Raw genomic sequence first — 17,007 nt, 5'->3', positions numbered from 1 at the left:
GCTTCGAATGAAATCAATCCACAAACATTCAAACAAATATTTAATTATTATATTATCTTATCCTTCTGGTTCGTTCAAGAATTGATTTGAATATTTCGCCCATTTTTTTACAGACTGGGAATAAAGAAAAAGACCCCTATTTTACTTAGGAGTCTTGTTACTTGGTCCGGGTTTCTACAGGTGTTGGGGTAGTCTGCCAACGCTCCCCACAGTCCAGACATTTGCACTTGATTACTTTGCGCTTTTCTAAAGCAAGACGAACGGCAAACAGGATAAAGGCCCCTGATAGTCCGAGGAACAAAAAGATGACAGGAGTTCCTTTCACCGAAATCCCGATCAAGGCAAGCACTGCCAAAACTGCTGCATAAATGGTTATGTATAATGGCTTATTGATCGATTCTGTCAAATCGATTTTCGCAGAACGGCACTTCGGGCACTTTGGTTGCGCACTCATGGTATTCTCTCCCCATTTCTTGGATCATGTTCATCTTACACGAAAACAGAGAGGGACACTACACTGCCATCAAAATGTCGTTTTTCCTTTTCACTTTCCCTGTGAATGTCTATAATAGTAGGACATTGTAGAGCATGAGGTGATGGTTACAGTGGATGACATCTGTGAAATCCAATGTTTTGATGAGGAAAAAGTAAATCGGTTAAAGCCGTTCGCCACAGAATCAGAAGGGGTAGCAAAAATCTTCAAGGCGTTGGCCGATGACACCCGCGCCAAAATCATTCACATCCTCTCGATGGAAGACGAGCTCTGTGTCTGTGATGTGGCTGCTATCATCGGAAGCTCGATCGCTAACACCTCCCACCATCTGCGGCTTCTTCGCAACATGGGACTGGCCAAGTACCGCAAAGAAGGAAAGCTCGTTTTTTACTCGTTGGATGATGACCATGTACGCCATCTCATATCTGCGGGGATTGAACACGCCAAAGAACAGAAAACCATTGTCCGAGCTACCTGATTGCTCGGGCTTTTTTGTTACTCCAGCATTTTAAACATTTGATTAACCGCAACGGGTTTCCTCGCTTTTCCGGGTAAACCGCTTCCTGGTCGCCTCTGTACCTACAAATATAAGAAAGTAACAGATCGAAGCAAACACAAAAACCGTTGCCTGCGGATAAAACAATGCGGCATACGGATCAACACTCTTTAGCCATTGAAAAAGTACAGGTACATAACCGATGACAGCATATCCTGCGAAACGCACAACGTATTTTTTCCACCCGATCAGGTGTGATCGACTCACTAGCCAGTCCACGAATACCGACAGCCATACGAAGACAGTCAAGTTCATTGCCATGCTTATGAGTACGCCCAGCAAATACTCTTTTCCAAACCCGTACGGCGCGCTTGGATCACGATAAAGGTAAATGATCAGCGCAGCATACAGACCGGTAATAAAAGGGGATATGACTGCGGCGAGTATACGCATGCCGATATTCATGGAAATCACTCCTTTGCTTTGCTTCGTTATGATTTCTTTGTCGTTCGCGCACTAGGATGTTCACCCATCGGTAGGCTGACTGTGACCGTTGTCCCTTCGCCTACACGGCTCTGAATGTGAATGCCGCCTTTTGCGACCTGCAAAATTTTTTGTACGATGGAAAGACCGAGACCGCTTCCCGTCGCTTCCCGATTGCGTGACTTGTCTCCTTTGTAAAAACGGTCAAAGACATGCTCCTGCTCTTCTTCTGACATACCAATCCCCGTATCCCGAATGGTCACGACGATTCGCGTATCCTTCTGTATCATAATATAAATAGAGCCAGCCGTTGGGGTGAATTTGATACTATTGGCAATCAGGTTCATCCATACCTGATTGAGCAGCTGCTTGTCACCCACGATGAAGGTCTCCGGTAAGGTCAGCTCCATCGCGAGCTTTTTTTGTTGCCACTGATGCTCCAAAACTAAGAGGACTTGCCTGATCTGCTCATCCAGACGAAAACGTGTCGGTTCGTACAGACCTGTCTCCTTGTCCAGGGAAGCGAGCGTCAACAGCTGTTTGCTCAAGGAAGACAGCCGCCTGCTCTCCTCCTCGATGATAGTCAAGTACGTCTCCCGCTGTTCGTTAGTCACACCACCGCTGCGAATGGCTTGAGAAAAGCCTTGGATCGATGTCAATGGAGACTGGATTTCATGAGAGACATTGGAGACAAACTCTTGGCGCATCTCGTCCAGTTGTTTGAGAGACTCTGTCATCCTGGTAAAATGCATGGCCAAATCGCCGATCTCGTCCCGGCGAGAGATCTCCAAGTGGATATCGTACTCGCCTTCCGCCAGTTTTTTGGTCGCATGGCTCAGCTTCTCGATCGGCTTCACCAAATAACGGGTAAAGATCAAGATCAGGACCAAGCTCAGTACAAACATCGCTGCCAGCAGCAAAGCAAACATAATGTGCACCTCGCCAAACTGCTGCTCAATATTTGGCCGTACAAACAGGGCGTATTTTTTCCCTTCTGCTGTAAGCGGCAAGCCAATGCTGTTTGTCAACGTGTTTTCAAAAAATCCGGTCACAAACAAGCCGTGCTGTTCTTCTGTAATCCCTCTGTAGGTCTCTCCCGCCAACACTTTTTGAATAATGGCAGGTTCTATCTGCTGATCGCGAAAAGGTGCTCCGAACTGGCTTGCTGCACCATTCTCATCCACGAGATACAGCTGAAAATTCAAATTGGCGACATGAGTCATAAAGGCGGGCAGGTCGAGCGACGATTTATGCTCATACAAATCAATCATTTGCTGTCCGATGCTCATGATTTTTTGCTCATTATAAGCGCGTAGATTTCGCTGATAATACTCATTTGCCAGCAAAAATCCCAGTGTGCCGCTGATCATTACAATGGCGACGAAGGTAAGAACGACCCGTACGTAGAGAGATTTCACGTGCCTCGTACCTCCAGCTTGTAGCCTAAGCCGCGAACGGTAGAAATGACAAAGTCGTTTGTTTTCTCCGTAAACTTTTCTCGCAGCCGCTTAATATGCACATCGATGGTACGACTATCGCTCTCGGTATCGCCGCCCCACACAAGCTCCAACAGTTGATCCCGGGTAAAAATCCGATCAGGAAAACTGGCAAGCTGGGCAAGGAGTTCGAATTCCTTTAACGGTAAATGAATCAACTCTTCTTTCACCTTCACGACATGGCTGATCCGATCGATGACGGTATCGTTCATGACGATGATTTGTTTGCTGACCATCTGATAGCGACGCAGCAAGGCCTTGATGCGGTACAGCAATTCGGTAGGCTCAAATGGCTTGGTCAAATAATCATCCGTCCCCGCCAAAAAACCTTTTTCCTTATCTCGCACCTCTCCTTTTGCCGTTAGCAGGATGACAGGAAGGTCGTAAAATTCTCTGATCTCCCGGCACAACTCCCAACCGTTTTTGCCTGGCATCATCACATCCACGATGGCGAGCTGGACGGATTCCTGTTCCAACAGCTGCGAAGCCTCTTCTCCATCCACACAAGCCAAGACGTGGTACCCTTCTTTTGCTAAGTAAAATCGCAATAGCTCACGTACATGTGGGTCGTCATCTACAATCAGTATCGTCAGTTTCATCAAGCTGGCCCCCTTGCTACTCCGCCCTCTAGTTCTCTTACTTCATCATTATTTTGAATGATACTCACTTGTCGATCCTCCTGCAAATCGTCACTGGCTTGCGCCTATCTACGCGGATCAATCTTAAAGAAGCAATATGAACAAGAGATGAACGAATCCTGCTGGCTCTTGAAGACTCTTACACATTTGATTAAATCTGCGGGAAACATGCCCTTTTCCCGGAAAAACAATTGTTTGCGCACACAAAAAAGCGGCAGACACTTAGGTCCGCCGCTCTTGTTACTCATGAATTACTTGCGAAACATCTCTGTAAACCACGCCGCCGAAGCCTCTACTTCCTTCACCGTCAGCTGATGACCATACGAATCCCAATGCACAGTCACGTCAGCACCTGCTTCTGTCAGTAGTTGGTTCAGCTCCTCCGTCTCTTGTGCAGTACAGATCGGATCATTCGTGCCCGCTCCGATGAACACCGGGATGGCTGACATATCAGGGAGAGCGATCCCACGACGTGGAACCATTGGGTGGAAAAGAATTGCCCCTTTTAGCGGATTCGCGTAATGGAACAGGAGACTACCTGCAATATTTGCCCCGTTCGAATAGCCGACTGCCACGATATTGTCTCGGTTGATCTGATACGTAACCGCCGCTTGATCCAAAAACTCTTGCAGCTCCTGCGTGCGGTAGACCAAATCCTCTTCGTCAAAAACACCCTCTGCCAAGCGTCGGAAAAATCGCGGCATGCCGTTTTCGAGAACATTCCCACGGACGCTCAGAACAGAAGCGCCTGGATAAATGCGATCAGCCAGTGGCAAGAGGTTGTTCTCATCTCCGCCCGTACCATGAAGCAGCAACAGTGTTGGTGCTTCTGAATCGGTTCCTTTTCGAAAAATGTGCTTCAAATTCATTATTTATCTTCCTCCAACACTCTGACTGTAATCGGCGTCAAGCCTTGCTCAATCTGGGCACGACGTGGCTCATACCACTCAGGGAGCATCAGTTTTTCACCCAATGCCTCAAATGGCTCATCTCGTTCAAAGCCTGGAGGATCTGTTGCAATCTCAAACAAAATCTCGCCCGGCTCGCGGAAGTAGATGGCGTTGAAATATTGACGGTCGATAATATCCGTCGGATGGAGACCGGATTGAGCCGCACGCTGTTGCCACATTTGGTGATCCTGATCGTCTACGGCACGCCATGCGATATGGTGGATCGTACCTGCACCGCCTGCTCCTCTTGGTATCGGCTCGGCATTCACGTCAATGACATTGCCCAAATCGCCGTGAGCCTTGAAACGGACAAGGCCGTTTTCTTCGCCGACTCTGGTCAGTCCCATCAGTCTCTCGAGAACATCCATGGTGTGGGCTGGAGCCATGCTGTACAGGATCGCTCCGCCGAAGCCTTTGATCGCCTTGTCAGCTGGTACTCCGCCAAAGGACCATTTGCTCGCCGGACCGCCTTCACGTTCCACGATCTCCAGCTGTAAGCCGTCTCTGTCTGTAAATTGCAGATACGTTTCATTAAAACGCTCCACGCGGCTGTACTCGATTCCGAATTTTTTCAGTCGATCCTCCCAGAAGGAAAACGCCCCCACCGGAATCAAGAAAGTCGTATAGCCAACCTGCCCACCGCCAACGCGTCCACGACGTCCAGTTTCCCACGGGAAAAAGGTGATCGCAGTTCCTGGACTACCGACCTCATTCCCGAAGTACAGATGATATACATCTGGTGCATCGAAGTTGATCGTTTTTTTCACCAAGCGCAATCCGAGAAACCCTGCATAAAAATCAACGTTATTTTGGGCGCTTGTTACAAAAGCCGTGATATGGTGAATTCCTGCTGTTTGCTGTGTCATTTTGAATTGCCTCCTCAAATCTATTATTTACTTGCTTGGAATGTGTTGTAGCTTACGAACTCTCCAACGGGCTTGCGGTACCCTCTGACACGCTGGCTGGATGTATCTTCTTTTCCAATCGTGATCATCAAAGCTGGCACAAAGCTGTCCGGAACCTTCGCTATCTCTTGCACCGCTGCCGGGTCGAATCCGATCATCGGGCACGTATCCCAGCCTTTATCCTTTGCAGCGAGCATGAACAGCATTGCGGACAAATTGGCATTGCGGATCGCTTCATCACGCTTGAACTGCTCTCCTCCAGCCTCGTGCATTGCTCTGACAGAAGAATTGTTGTGGTCGTACTCGCGTTGATCCATGACTCCTAAATGAAGAAGACCTTCATTAATGCGCTCTACGCTTTGGTACGCTTCCTTGTCACCAAATACAAGCACAACTGCTGACGCGGTCTTTACCTTATATTGTCTATATGCTGCTTCATATACACGCTCTTTGGCTTCTGGATCGATGACAACTACATAATGGGCATGCTGCAAATTGAATGCTGATGGTGCGAATTTGACCAGGGACATGATTTCATCGATCTCAGCAGGTGTTATTGTTACGTCCGTTAGAAACTTGTTTGCGGATCTTCTGTTTTTTACAAGGGTAGTGAATTCACTCATGGGACTTCCTCCTCGATTTTTTCTATCTCATTCATTTTTGAATATCTCAAATTAAAGATAATGGATTTAAAAATGTTCCTGCTTGGGGAAGTAGGATGACGATGTTACGAAAATTAAATATCTTGAATTTAAGATAATTATAGGACGAGAATTGTCCCTTGTCAACAGCCTAAGGCCAGAAGAATGAAATCTCTTCCAGCCCAAGGCTCTTGTCAGTTGGCGTACCAGTAAAGAGCATACTCGGTCATAACAGAAGAATACCCCATTTGGCGCAGCATCGCCGTTATGTTTCCACGATGATACGTTCCGTGATTGACCACTTGCATGATGATTTCTGCCAAGCTCGTATCGCGTACTCTCGTGTACGGATTATCAAGGACAATGCGCCGCTCCAAGTCTTCTTCTTGGCTGAGAAAAGCTCTGAATTGCTCGACCAGCTCGGCATACAACTGCTCTACTTCCTCCAAGCTTTTTCCCGTAATTTTCTTCTCTTGCTGCCATGTCTCATCCATGGCAGCTTGCATATCCATCCCCTGCAATATGAGAAGCCAGCTTTGATCCACCATATAAATATGCTCCATCACTTTTGCCACTGTCGGGAAAACGCTTTGGACCTCCTGCTCGTAAACACCTTCCGGAAGTTCCTTCAAGCGATTGATTAATGTTTGATTCGCCCACGCGTGGAAATCGTACATGTTTTTGGCATAGTGTGTCATGATAAAGCCCCCTCTTTGGTTCGTCGATAGCTCTATCATAGACCGGTTTCCCTGACAGATATGGTCAGTGATGCTTCCTACCCCAGCCAAAATTAAAGCCCCCTTCTTACACGCTGCCAGAAAGGGGCTTTTCGCTACTATATGTGGATGCTGTCAAATCGAGATGAAAAATCAGCTCCTCGCCAAACTCACCCGCAAATCTCCATCCCTGATCGACGAGCCCCGCTTTTTTATACAGTTGGATCGCTGGCGTATTCGTATGATGCACGGTCAACACGATTTCATCTCTCTCCGGGTAATGCACTCGTGCAATGTCAGCCAACTCATGGAATACACGCAAAGCATAGCCCTTCTTTTGATAGCGGGAATCGATCGAAAATGATTTGAAAATAACCGCCTCGCCATTTGGTGTGTAGGGATTGCCTGTGTGTGGTGTGAATAAGGCAAAACAGCCGATTAGATGGCCTTCGTCGAGAACCACATAGGGCATATAACCAGGATTGTTTTGAGTTGCTTCGATCACATCGACTGGCATAGATGTGTAGATCGCTTGTTCTTGCGGCAAATCGTAAGCCATGATTGAAGGGTAGTCGCTTTTTTCGTACGGTCTGATAATGAACATCTTGGTTCCTTTCTCTTCTTACGGAGAAATTAGCGGCAGCCTGGTATGAATCTGTAAACACAGACTGCCACCGCCCCGAAATCGATTCATTTACTCGGCTTTTGATTTCTGCTCCCCTATTTTCTGATGCAGCTTTTCGAACGCCAATGCCAGCTCTTCCTTCGGGATCATCGCATACCGATCGCCAATACTTACCTCATAGGAGCTAGAAGATTCGTCATCTTGTCTGACATAATGCGTGAAGCCAATTCCTGTCTCTTCACTAAGTGAGACCATGATACGCTCGAGCTCTTCCTTCGGCAAATCTGTGTGAACATGAAACATGTTGGACACAGGCACAGTTGGTCTCGTGGATATCCCCTGGCATTGATTGTAGAGTGCCGCCAGCTCTTTTGCATGCTCGTAATATTGACTGAATTTATGCTTTCTCTGTTCAAAATGGTATTCTGCCGTGACAATATACGGGTACAAACTAATCAGGTCCCCGCCATGGCGTCTTTTCCATACCTTCGATTGCTTCGTGAAGTCTTCATCGCCAGCCAGGATCGCCCCGGCAATTGCGCCTATCCCTTTGTAAAAGGAAACGTACACGCTATCGAACAATGCGCATACCTCATCGGCTGTCTTCTGGTAATACGGCAGGATTTCCAAAAGCCGGGCACCATCCAGATGTAGCCGAATTCCTTTTTCCCGACAATAACGGGAGATCGCCTCCAACTCCTCATACGCGGGCAGCTGTCCGCCAATCTCACGCTGTGGCAATTCCAGCAACAGGCACGCGATATCGTCGTCCATGCCGAGAACATCGTCCAGTTCAATCACACTGTCTTTATCCGCCAGCAAGACAGCCTCGATTTGATGCAGCTCCTTGAGCCCATCCTCCTCGTGGATCTCCAAGTGGCAGAGCGGATGATAGGCGACCTTTTTGATTCCCTTCTCATCGCACCAGATACGTAACGCGATTTGTTGGGCCATCGTACCGCTCGGAAAGAACACGGCAGACTCTTTGCCCAAATATTCGGCCATCTTGTGCTGAAAATTCTCGATGAGTTCGCCTGTTCCGTACATATCGCCCTCCACATTCCCATCCACCCTGGACAGGACCTGCTGCAATTGATGGAGGTCTCTCTTGCTGTGCCCGGCGATTGGATAAGTGGTCTTTTTAAATACTTCTCGCAAGGTTTTCGTATCGTTCATCTTGGCAGGGCTCCTTTTTCTAATTGTGGTGAATCCATCAGACGCTGCGTCAGGAGAATGCCAATCATTTCTTCCTGCGGATCTGTGTAGGCTGACGTTTCGAAACCATTGTCATCAGCTCCACGGATGGACGGGACAAAATGCGCTCACGTCCGTAAATTCCCTTGCCCAGCATCATCTGGCAAAACTGCTAATGCTTCTTACTTTTAAAGATATCACATTTCACAAGCAGCTTATGTCGTTTGTTGTTTGACGTTCAGTTGGCGATATTCACTCGGGGTCTTACCCGTCATTTTTTTAAACAGCGTGATAAAATACGGCGTATTCGGCATTCCTACCAATTGCGCAACATCCGCGATCTGGTTGTTCGAATGAGCCAGCAGCTCTCGCGCCCTTTCTATCCGTTTTTTCTGGATGTACTCCACGGGCGTCATATCCATGAGTCGCTTAAACGTTCGCTGCAAATGAAACGGACTGCCATGGCACATATCAGCCAAATGCTCCAACGTCAGCTTTTCGTTATAATGAGAATCAATATACTGTGTAATTTGTGCCACCCACTCACGATCTGGCAACCTCTCTCCCGTGGGCTTGCAACGTTTACATGGCCGAAATTCTTCCCGCAGGGCTTGGCTTGCATTTTGGAAAACCCGCACATTCTCCCTCTTCGGTGGCTTCGACTTGCATGACGGTCTACAAAAGATCTTCGTCGTTTTTACCGCATAAAAAAATTGATCATCGTAAGACACATCGTTATGAATAATAGCCTGCCATCGCTCATCGGTTACCCGTTCCTCCAACACATGTCATCTCCTTTGCCGTAGCTGTCATCGAATCGCTTGCTCTTACCGACAGTATACCCCCACACTACATGATCCGTACTGCTAGAAGATTAAAATAGCAAGATAACGAAATGACAGCCCCGCTTATCTTGGTATAAAACTAGGAGGAAGTCAGACAGGAGGTTTTCGCATGACAAGCGGTCTATCACACTCGGCTTGGGTCGATAATAGAGATGAAATCATTTTGTCCGTACCTACGGAATTCAGTTTTTCGCAAAATCTTCACTACTTGTCCAGAGCATCCAACGAATGCATGTTTCACATTCAAAACGGGCGCCTCTACAAAGCCATCCCGATGGAACAAGATTCACAAGTGGTCGAAATTCACGCAAAGAATGATCAAGGGTTGACTGTGCGTTTTCTCAGCCCTTCGATTCCCAATGAAAAAGTACGAACAGAAGTAGCACGTTATGTACGAGACTGGTTCGATCTGGACAGGGATCTCCTTCCGTTTTATGAGCTTGCCGCAGGGGATGCTCTTCTACAGCAGGCCGTTGAAAAGTTTTACGGGCTGCGGACCATGGGTATTCCCGACCTGTTTGAAGCACTTAGTTGGGGAATCATTGGACAACAAATTAACCTGACCTACGCGTACACGCTTAAACGACGGTTGGTAGAGGCATTCGGAAGAAGGGTAGAATTCGAAGGAGAGACGTATTGGCTTTTTCCCACAGCAGAAAACATCGCCGGATTATCCGTCACTGATCTGGATGGATTGCGCATGACGACCAAGAAATGCGAGTATTTGATTGACGTCGCACAACTCATCGTTGAAGGGAAACTATCGAAAGAGCTATTATGGGACGGAGGAGATTATCAAACCGCGGAGAAACGCTTGACCAGTATCCGCGGGATTGGACCGTGGACGGCCAATTATGTGCTCATGCGCTGTCTGCGAATGCCCTCTGCTTTTCCCATTGATGATGTCGGCCTGCACAATGCGATCAAATTTTTACTAGGCAAAGAAAAAAAGCCGACAAAAGCAGAAATCCGAGAGCTGTCCAAGACTTGGACCAATTGGGAGTCGTACGCTACTTTTTATTTATGGCGTTTGCTTTATTAATCAAAGGAGGTTCTATCCTATGCTAAAAATAGGTTCGCATGTATCATTCTCCGGTAAAGGACTGCTGAATGCCGCCCAAGAAGCAGCCACCTACGGCTCAAGTACCTTTATGATCTACACGGGTGCGCCACAAAACACCCGCCGCAAGCCGATCGAGGATCAGTACATTTCGGAAGGAAAAGAGGTAATGGCGAAGCAGGGCGTGGATGAAATTGTGGTGCATGCCCCGTACATTATTAACTTGGGCTCTTACAAGGACGATACCTACGAGCTCGCTGTCCGCTTTCTGCAAGAAGAAATTCGCCGGACCGACTACATTGGTGTCAAAAATATCGTGCTGCACCCTGGTGCTTACACCGACAAAGATGCGGAGTACGGCATCGCCCGGATCGCGGAAGGCTTGAATGAGGTTTTGACAGGCATTAAAGACACCGACGTAAAAATTGCGTTGGAGACTATGGCGGGCAAAGGGACGGAAATCGGTCGCAGCTTTGAGGAAATCGCGGCCATCATCGAGAAAGTAGAAGACAATAGCAGATTGACCGTCTGCATGGATACTTGCCATATTCACGATGCTGGCTACGATATCGTCAACGACTTCGATGGCGTTCTAGAACAGTTTGACCGGACAATCGGTTTGGACCGTCTCGCCGTTGTTCACTTGAATGACAGCAAAAACTTCCGCGGGGCAGGCAAAGACCGCCATGCGCCAATCGGTGCGGGACTCATTGGCTTTGATGCGATGAATTACATCGTGAACCACGAGAAAATCCGCCACCTGCCGCTTGTACTGGAGACACCTTGGATCAGCAAGGAAAAAGGCAACGAGCGTCCGATGTACGAAGCAGAAATCGCCCTCCTACGCGGGGAAGTGGACAAGCGCTTCGGCAACGAATTCATGGATCATGTGGAGCGCCTCGATTTCTTTTTCCGCAAGCAAGATGTCACCAGACGCGAGTATGTAGTTGGGATTTGGGAGCTGCTCAAAAACGACGCGAAGGCAAAGAAAGCCGATGGTCGTGAGCCGATGGAGCGTCTGTACGATATGGTGAAGGAAGCGAGACTGTTCCCAGAGCTCACCGAAGAACAGATCAACCACCGCTTGACTGCCTACTTCGCAATTCCAAAATACTCGTAAGGTAAGAACACTTCATGTAGGCTGACCGTGGCTTCCTCCTTTTGGAGTGAAAACGACACATGACCAATAGAGGGGGAGCCATATGCCTACACCGAAAAAGCCAGCACCTCAAGATGCTGACTCTGCCAAAGCATACACCCTGCTCGGAGCTGATCGTTCCTTTTATCAAAGTGATTCTCCGGGTACATTGGGGGGCTACCGACCACGCAAAATATACGGCCGACTGGATTGCCCCTCTGCCATCAGAGCTATTACGCGAGGCGGTTATGTCCGTCATCGCGTATTTTTTGCGGATGAAGCTACTGCTATTGCTGCGGGGTATCGGCCTTGCTCTGTTTGTTTACGGGATAAATATTTGTTGTGGAAAGCCCTTCCCCTTTAAGGTTTTAGAACACCTGCGGGGATTCGAAAGAGTACATAGTTGCCCGTCCACATTTGTGAGGTAATGATCAGCTTCTCTTTCCCCCGTTCAAAAAAATATCCGGCCCCATCTTGTTGGATAAACGTCCAACCTTTTTCTGTCACCGCTCGTTTCATCGCTTCTGCCGCTGTAGCTTGATTCGCTTGCGGCCCATACCCATACCAATCTACGTTTTCCTCCGTTGTCAATTTGATGATAGTTCCCGTGTTTTCGCCCAACAGCTCCGTCACTTCTCTTTTGGACTTAGAATCGAATGGTAATGCAGGATGCCAGATCAGAGAAACATATGCGATCATGATGAAACAAAAACCCAAGAAAAATAGGAGGAACAGAACTTTCGCTCGTTTGTTCATGCCCATGCAACTACTCCTCTTCTTCAAAAATAGCAACAGGACGCGCCCATCCCGCACTTGCTCCCTTCACTTTTACAGGGAACACAGAAACAGTAAACCCGTAGGGCCTCGGCAATTGCTCCAGATTCGCCAGCTTTTCAATTTGGCAATACTCCTTCTCTTTTCCCACATAGTGAGCCGCCCATAAAACGCCATCGCGCGGATTTTGTTTATAATCAGCGGCTTGAATGGAAAACGGGATATCCCATCCCCACCCATCGGTTCCCATGACCTTGATTCCTTGATCGATCAACCAATGTGTCGCCTCGGCGGATACTCCCGCATGTGATTGAAAATAGTGCGCTTCATAGTATCGTTTATCTGCGTCCGTCCTGATCAGAACAATATCGAACGGTTTCAGTTCGTATTCGATTTGGGCAAGCTTCTGTTGCACATCCTTCACCATAATTTCATAGCCAGACGGCTTTTCACTAAAATCAAGCAGGACACCATCTCCGTAGAACCACTCCAACGGCAATTGATCAATCGTTTTCGCTGGCTCTCCCTCTGAAGTAGGCCAGTAATGCCAAGGAGCATCTACATGTGTCCCTGTATGTGTCGTGAGTGTCACTGTTTCACTCGCCCAAGCCTTCTGTTCGGGAAAATCCGTTGGCTGCAATCCGAAATACTGCGCGGCTTGGACAGCCCCTTCTTCATGACTATTGTATTGAATCTCAGGTGGGAACGGTTCTTTTGCCAGACGATCAAGAGGCACACTCAGATCAATGAACCGACGCGCTTTTCTATTCATAGCAGGATTCCCTTCTTTCTCCCTTTGAGTTTTCTGTATTTTCAATCAACCTTACTGTACTACCTGCCTTCCATCAGCGTCAAATGAACACAAGCAAAAAGCCAGTACCTCGTCGTCTATACAGGTACTGGCCTTCTTCATGGGGATTCTATGGGAATTTGTACTTCTACATAAGTATCGCCCCCATCCGGGGATTGCAGATAGTTTTCTCTGCCTGGCTGATCTTTTTTGATCCGGTATTGATTGCGCTCTATCCATTTTGCCAAGTCAATACAGGCCGTAGAAGGAACGAATGGCTCTACACGTTGGACCAGGGTGGCCATCATCGGCTCCTCTGGCAGCATACGTATTTCCAGCATGTCGGATGGCAAGGCAATGTCCTGTTTGAGTACATAGCCGATCTCCAATTCGAATGCCGCCTCGTCTCTCTCCGACTCCTTCCATAAAACGATGGGGGAAAGCATCCCTCTCTGCTGCTTGCCTGCATAATGAGCCAGCCGATCAAAAAGCATCGGAATCTCTTCCACCGTCCCTTCTGAACGGAACGAAACAACTTTTTCGGCTTCGACTTGTTTAAAGACAACCTCTTGTTCTATGTACCCCTTTTGCTCGATCGACAACAGACGCTCCTTGATTCGATTCAATCGTGCTTTCTCCGCCTCAAGTAGCTGTTCCATTTCCCTTTCTTTTTGCCTGAATATGCCTTGTAGTTGGTCTATCGACATCTCTTCATGCAGCAATTGCTGAATTTGTTGCAACGTAAATCCCAAGTCCTTGTACATGAGGATTCGATTGAGCATAACCAATTGCTCTGCTGTATAAAACCGATAGCCAGTCTCTTTGTCGATATCCGCTGGCTTTAAAATGCCAATTTGGTCATAGAAACGAAGCGTTTTTAGGGACACTCTGCTCAATCGGGAGAATTCACTGATCTTAAACATGGAAAAACCCCACTCTATCGTCCCCTTGACTTTCCCCTGTACGGGAAGGTTTATAGTTGAAAAAAATCATGCTTAGAAAAGGAGCAATGCGAAATGGATTACGACATTTTTCACTTGGGAGATGTTCGCTTGCAGTCAGGAGTGACACTACCGCATGCATTTATTGCTTACAAAACGTACGGCACGCTAAACGCAGCCAAGGATAACGTCATTATATTTCCTACATCGTTTGGAGACCAGCATTACCAAAACGAATGGCTTATCGGGGAAGATAAGGCTTTGAACCCGAATCAATATTTTATCATCATTCCCAACATGCTCGGCAACGGGCTATCGTCCTCCCCGAGCAACACGGCAAGCCCGTATGATCAGTCCCATTTTCCACATGTTACGATCTACGATAATGTCGCACTTCAGCATCGACTCATTACAGAGAGGTTTGGCATCAAAAAAGTTGCGCTGGCCACTGGCTGGTCGATGGGGGCCATCCAGGCTTTTCAGTGGGCGGCGAGCTACCCAGATATGGTCGAAAGATTGGCCCCTTTTGCCGGAACCGCAAAAACATGGCCGCATAACATCGTCTTGATCGAAGGTATCCGAGCAGCATTGCAGACCGATGTAGCTTGGAATAGCGGGCAGTATACTGCGTCTCCCGAGGTGGGCTTACGTACCTTGGGTCGCGTTTATGCGAGTTGGGGGTTTTCACAGCCATTTTACCGAGAGGAATGCTATAAAGCTTTGGGCTATGAGACACTTTCCGAATTTATCTCGGGATTTTGGGAGGAGAGCTTTGTTCCTTCGGATGCAAATGACTTGCTGGCGATGATGTGGACGTGGCAGCATGCCGACATTAGCCAAAATGATAAGTACAAGGGAGACTTTGAGACAGCGTTACGAAGCATCCAGGCACAAACGGTTGTGATGCCTGTACGGACTGATTTGTATTTCACGCCAGAAGACAGTGAATATGAGACGAAGCACATCCCTAACGCTACCTTTAAGCCGATTGAATCAATCTGGGGTCACTTGGCTGGGTTTGGACTTAATCCAGTCGATACCGCTTTTATTGATAACACGTTAAAAGAACTGTTGGGAACGAACTGAAAATACGAAGTAGAGGGACACCTATAATGGTGCCCCTCCTTATCATTTTTCCAAGAGTGACTCGACGGATTCAGCTATATCTTCCGGCAGAAACTTTCGAACTGCTTCAAGAGTATGGCTAATCTTTTCACACTGTTCATCCTTTAATCGCAAGTAGAACCTTCTATTATATCCATACAGCCAATGCTCGACATGCAGGATTGCATCATCGCGTATTTCTTTTTCCTGCACAGCACATGCCCGTAATAATAATGAAATACTGTCAGCCTTATTCATCTTCGAAAATAAGAAGAGAATGTTTTTCTTCACATGAAGGCCCACATCTTTTTCAAGCATCTCCCATAGCATATCCGTATGACGAAGCTCCACTCGATCCGCTAGTATTTGTCTTGCTTCACGGGATGCGCTTCGTTTATTGGTTTGTAGCGCGCGGATAAAAACTTCGATGTGATCATCTGGATTCAGCATAGCGAGTGCCTTCACGGCTGCTCTTTGTATTCGTTCATTTTCATGGCGCAAAAACGGGAGAATCCATTGATCATCTGCTTTCACACCCGTTTCCCCTACTCCCACAATCGCTATGAGTATCACCTGCTCCTCGGAATCTACCAATTTTTCCCGATAGAAGGCAACGAAATCGATCTTCTTGTCCCTCAAATAAAATCGGGCCATTTCGCGGATAGATTTATGTCCATCCAGCAGAGCCACAAGCAACGCGTCGGTCGATTCCTCAGGAAAGCGATCCACATAAGCTTGTAGGGCCAGTTGGCGAATCGAAGGGAAAACGTCATGCCGGATTCGATCCAGCCATTTTCCCAGACGCTCATTGTCGTCCTGTTTGCACATATGCCTAACCGTCTGGAGCCTGATCATGGCATCCTTCTGAATCAAAGCCGCTGCAATGACCTCATCTGGATCGATATCATGTAGGTTGAGTGCCAAATCAAAGCAAAATCGCCGAACAACCGGGTCTTTTGAGTGAAAACCACTTCGTAACACGTCCCGATTATCTGGATGACGAAACATTGCGTCGATCTCCTCTATGAAATCGGAGAACTTTTCACGGTTATAGTATGCGGACAAATGCTTCAACAAGAAAATCGATTCGAGAAAGTGTTTTACATAATTGGGACGGAATCTCACCTTACACGCCTTAAACGCCAGATAACGAATTTTGGGCTGCCAATCATTCAAGCGGATTAACAAAAAGGGAATCTCCGCACCCGTAACCTGTTTTAACAACACTTCAATTGCTGCTTCCCTTACATATCCATTTCGATGAAAGCTGCAAATTCCGATGAAGCTAAGGTCTGCCTCATCGTTTATCGAAAAGTTCCGGATATCCTCCGGCAACAATTCATGCCACGCTGCCAACTGGTTACTATTTGAATAAGGGGTCAATCTCCGTATGTATTGATCCAAGCCAATGAAATCTTGTTTACGCAGGCGTGAGGCTATTTGATGGACAGCCGCAAGCGCTGCTTTTCGTACTTCTTCTTCTTTTTCCAAGGCAAATGGTAATAAAAAGGTCAGAGTGATCATGCTGCCCATCTTGCCTAATGAGTGGAGAATTTCTACTTTTCTTTCGTCCGATCTATACAATTCTTCAAGAAGCCCTTGTTCTTTCGGCGTCAATTGTTTCATGTCGATCCTCCTCTTTATCTAATGAATCAGACTGTATCAAATAAGTCTCAAATAAAATGCATGCAAGCCCTAAATCGTTTCACATAAAATGA

The 17,007-nt window shown here is 47.4% G+C and carries 20 protein-coding genes; 5 read left to right on the top strand and 15 right to left on the bottom strand.

Annotated elements, in window-relative coordinates; genetic code table 11:
- Positions 1–157: 157 nt before the first annotated feature.
- On the bottom strand, positions 158–454 hold the full coding sequence (locus ACUUHJ_RS02140) for a hypothetical protein (RefSeq protein WP_472298158.1): 297 nt from the start codon (positions 452–454) through the stop codon (positions 158–160).
- A gap of 142 nt (positions 455–596) precedes the next feature.
- Between ACUUHJ_RS02140 and ACUUHJ_RS02135 the strand changes: the two genes are divergently transcribed.
- The gene (locus tag ACUUHJ_RS02135; RefSeq protein WP_035290894.1) at positions 597–971 is read left to right on the top strand and encodes an ArsR/SmtB family transcription factor; all 375 of its coding nucleotides are present in this window, start codon (positions 597–599) and stop codon (positions 969–971) included.
- A gap of 42 nt (positions 972–1,013) precedes the next feature.
- On the opposite strand, the gene ACUUHJ_RS02130 is transcribed toward ACUUHJ_RS02135, so the two are convergent.
- The 10 genes from ACUUHJ_RS02130 to ACUUHJ_RS02085 form a co-directional block, all read right to left on the bottom strand.
- On the bottom strand, positions 1,014–1,454 hold the full coding sequence (locus ACUUHJ_RS02130; RefSeq protein WP_472298157.1) for a hypothetical protein: 441 nt from the start codon (positions 1,452–1,454) through the stop codon (positions 1,014–1,016).
- 26 nt (positions 1,455–1,480) lie between these two features.
- Positions 1,481–2,890 (bottom strand): sensor histidine kinase, encoded by a 1,410-nt coding sequence (locus tag ACUUHJ_RS02125; protein ID WP_472298156.1) that lies wholly within the window; start codon positions 2,888–2,890, stop codon positions 1,481–1,483.
- Complete coding sequence (locus ACUUHJ_RS02120; RefSeq protein ID WP_472298155.1) at positions 2,887–3,567, bottom strand: response regulator transcription factor; 681 nt, start codon at positions 3,565–3,567, stop codon at positions 2,887–2,889. The genes ACUUHJ_RS02125 and ACUUHJ_RS02120 overlap by 4 nt, the downstream gene beginning before the upstream one ends.
- Positions 3,568–3,857: 290 nt before the next feature.
- Complete coding sequence (locus ACUUHJ_RS02115; protein ID WP_472298154.1) at positions 3,858–4,475, bottom strand: alpha/beta hydrolase; 618 nt, start codon at positions 4,473–4,475, stop codon at positions 3,858–3,860.
- The gene (locus tag ACUUHJ_RS02110) at positions 4,475–5,422 is read right to left on the bottom strand and encodes a ring-cleaving dioxygenase (protein WP_289675751.1); all 948 of its coding nucleotides are present in this window, start codon (positions 5,420–5,422) and stop codon (positions 4,475–4,477) included. Before ACUUHJ_RS02110 ends, ACUUHJ_RS02115 begins: the two co-directional genes overlap by 1 nt.
- A 23-nt stretch (positions 5,423–5,445) precedes the next feature.
- Positions 5,446–6,084, bottom strand: a complete 639-nt coding sequence (locus ACUUHJ_RS02105) for a nitroreductase family protein (protein ID WP_087349231.1) — start codon at positions 6,082–6,084, stop codon at positions 5,446–5,448.
- Between the two features lie 212 nt (positions 6,085–6,296).
- The gene (locus ACUUHJ_RS02100; protein ID WP_406798074.1) at positions 6,297–6,800 is read right to left on the bottom strand and encodes a DinB family protein; all 504 of its coding nucleotides are present in this window, start codon (positions 6,798–6,800) and stop codon (positions 6,297–6,299) included.
- A gap of 106 nt (positions 6,801–6,906) precedes the next feature.
- Positions 6,907–7,422, bottom strand: coding sequence for a GNAT family N-acetyltransferase (locus ACUUHJ_RS02095; RefSeq protein WP_472298153.1), 516 nt, complete (start codon positions 7,420–7,422; stop codon positions 6,907–6,909).
- 90 nt (positions 7,423–7,512) lie between these two features.
- A complete protein-coding gene (locus ACUUHJ_RS02090; RefSeq protein WP_472298152.1) occupies positions 7,513–8,619 on the bottom strand; it encodes a threonine aldolase family protein in 1,107 nt (368 codons plus the stop codon).
- Positions 8,620–8,852: 233 nt separating this feature from the next.
- Positions 8,853–9,422, bottom strand: coding sequence for a bifunctional transcriptional activator/DNA repair enzyme AdaA (locus ACUUHJ_RS02085; protein WP_012684072.1), 570 nt, complete (start codon positions 9,420–9,422; stop codon positions 8,853–8,855).
- Between the two features lie 169 nt (positions 9,423–9,591).
- Here ACUUHJ_RS02085 and ACUUHJ_RS02080 point away from each other — a divergent pair, with 169 nt between their 5' ends.
- From ACUUHJ_RS02080 to ACUUHJ_RS02070, 3 genes are all read left to right on the top strand, one after another.
- Positions 9,592–10,524: a DNA-3-methyladenine glycosylase family protein gene (locus ACUUHJ_RS02080; protein WP_472298151.1), complete on the top strand. Its 933-nt coding sequence runs from the start codon at positions 9,592–9,594 to the stop codon at positions 10,522–10,524.
- Positions 10,525–10,543: 19 nt separating this feature from the next.
- On the top strand, positions 10,544–11,662 hold the full coding sequence (locus ACUUHJ_RS02075; protein ID WP_173627668.1) for a deoxyribonuclease IV: 1,119 nt from the start codon (positions 10,544–10,546) through the stop codon (positions 11,660–11,662).
- A gap of 82 nt (positions 11,663–11,744) precedes the next feature.
- The gene (locus ACUUHJ_RS02070; RefSeq protein ID WP_472298150.1) at positions 11,745–12,044 is read left to right on the top strand and encodes an Ada metal-binding domain-containing protein; all 300 of its coding nucleotides are present in this window, start codon (positions 11,745–11,747) and stop codon (positions 12,042–12,044) included.
- On the opposite strand, the gene ACUUHJ_RS02065 is transcribed toward ACUUHJ_RS02070, so the two are convergent.
- The 3 genes from ACUUHJ_RS02065 to ACUUHJ_RS02055 form a co-directional block, all read right to left on the bottom strand.
- On the bottom strand, positions 12,041–12,436 hold the full coding sequence (locus tag ACUUHJ_RS02065; protein ID WP_472298149.1) for a hypothetical protein: 396 nt from the start codon (positions 12,434–12,436) through the stop codon (positions 12,041–12,043). The genes ACUUHJ_RS02070 and ACUUHJ_RS02065 overlap by 4 nt on opposite strands.
- A 10-nt stretch (positions 12,437–12,446) precedes the next feature.
- Positions 12,447–13,226, bottom strand: coding sequence for a cyclase family protein (locus ACUUHJ_RS02060; RefSeq protein ID WP_289675737.1), 780 nt, complete (start codon positions 13,224–13,226; stop codon positions 12,447–12,449).
- 137 nt (positions 13,227–13,363) lie between these two features.
- Complete coding sequence (locus ACUUHJ_RS02055) at positions 13,364–14,167, bottom strand: MerR family transcriptional regulator (RefSeq protein ID WP_472298148.1); 804 nt, start codon at positions 14,165–14,167, stop codon at positions 13,364–13,366.
- A 93-nt stretch (positions 14,168–14,260) separates the two neighbouring features.
- Between ACUUHJ_RS02055 and ACUUHJ_RS02050 the strand changes: the two genes are divergently transcribed.
- Entirely contained in the window at positions 14,261–15,271 is a 1,011-nt protein-coding gene (locus ACUUHJ_RS02050) for an alpha/beta fold hydrolase (RefSeq protein WP_472298147.1), read from the top strand.
- 42 nt (positions 15,272–15,313) lie between these two features.
- Here ACUUHJ_RS02050 and ACUUHJ_RS02045 read toward each other — a convergent pair whose 3' ends face one another.
- Positions 15,314–16,915, bottom strand: coding sequence for a HEAT repeat domain-containing protein (locus ACUUHJ_RS02045; protein WP_472298146.1), 1,602 nt, complete (start codon positions 16,913–16,915; stop codon positions 15,314–15,316).
- Positions 16,916–17,007 lie beyond the last annotated feature (92 nt).

The organism is Brevibacillus schisleri (genome assembly GCF_055685845.1).
Note: the sequence above shows the minus strand (reverse complement) of the source record. Positions and strands in the feature narration are given on the sequence as shown.

What these genes read in the sequence shown, in the direction of transcription:
- ACUUHJ_RS02140 (WP_472298158.1), bottom strand. Translation starts at nt 454, where the DNA reads ATGAGTGCGCAACCAAAGTGCCCGAAGTGCCGTTCTGCGAAAATCGAT.
- ACUUHJ_RS02135 (WP_035290894.1), top strand. Translation starts at nt 597, where the DNA reads ATGGTTACAGTGGATGACATCTGTGAAATCCAATGTTTTGATGAGGAA.
- ACUUHJ_RS02130 (WP_472298157.1), bottom strand. Translation starts at nt 1,454, where the DNA reads ATGAATATCGGCATGCGTATACTCGCCGCAGTCATATCCCCTTTTATT.
- ACUUHJ_RS02120 (WP_472298155.1), bottom strand. Translation starts at nt 3,567, where the DNA reads ATGAAACTGACGATACTGATTGTAGATGACGACCCACATGTACGTGAG.
- ACUUHJ_RS02115 (WP_472298154.1), bottom strand. Translation starts at nt 4,475, where the DNA reads ATGAATTTGAAGCACATTTTTCGAAAAGGAACCGATTCAGAAGCACCA.
- ACUUHJ_RS02110 (WP_289675751.1), bottom strand. Translation starts at nt 5,422, where the DNA reads ATGACACAGCAAACAGCAGGAATTCACCATATCACGGCTTTTGTAACA.
- ACUUHJ_RS02105 (WP_087349231.1), bottom strand. Translation starts at nt 6,084, where the DNA reads ATGAGTGAATTCACTACCCTTGTAAAAAACAGAAGATCCGCAAACAAG.
- ACUUHJ_RS02100 (WP_406798074.1), bottom strand. Translation starts at nt 6,800, where the DNA reads ATGACACACTATGCCAAAAACATGTACGATTTCCACGCGTGGGCGAAT.
- ACUUHJ_RS02095 (WP_472298153.1), bottom strand. Translation starts at nt 7,422, where the DNA reads ATGTTCATTATCAGACCGTACGAAAAAAGCGACTACCCTTCAATCATG.
- ACUUHJ_RS02090 (WP_472298152.1), bottom strand. Translation starts at nt 8,619, where the DNA reads ATGAACGATACGAAAACCTTGCGAGAAGTATTTAAAAAGACCACTTAT.
- ACUUHJ_RS02080 (WP_472298151.1), top strand. Translation starts at nt 9,592, where the DNA reads ATGACAAGCGGTCTATCACACTCGGCTTGGGTCGATAATAGAGATGAA.
- ACUUHJ_RS02075 (WP_173627668.1), top strand. Translation starts at nt 10,544, where the DNA reads ATGCTAAAAATAGGTTCGCATGTATCATTCTCCGGTAAAGGACTGCTG.
- ACUUHJ_RS02070 (WP_472298150.1), top strand. Translation starts at nt 11,745, where the DNA reads ATGCCTACACCGAAAAAGCCAGCACCTCAAGATGCTGACTCTGCCAAA.
- ACUUHJ_RS02065 (WP_472298149.1), bottom strand. Translation starts at nt 12,436, where the DNA reads ATGAACAAACGAGCGAAAGTTCTGTTCCTCCTATTTTTCTTGGGTTTT.
- ACUUHJ_RS02060 (WP_289675737.1), bottom strand. Translation starts at nt 13,226, where the DNA reads ATGAATAGAAAAGCGCGTCGGTTCATTGATCTGAGTGTGCCTCTTGAT.
- ACUUHJ_RS02055 (WP_472298148.1), bottom strand. Translation starts at nt 14,167, where the DNA reads ATGTTTAAGATCAGTGAATTCTCCCGATTGAGCAGAGTGTCCCTAAAA.
- ACUUHJ_RS02050 (WP_472298147.1), top strand. Translation starts at nt 14,261, where the DNA reads ATGGATTACGACATTTTTCACTTGGGAGATGTTCGCTTGCAGTCAGGA.
- ACUUHJ_RS02045 (WP_472298146.1), bottom strand. Translation starts at nt 16,915, where the DNA reads ATGAAACAATTGACGCCGAAAGAACAAGGGCTTCTTGAAGAATTGTAT.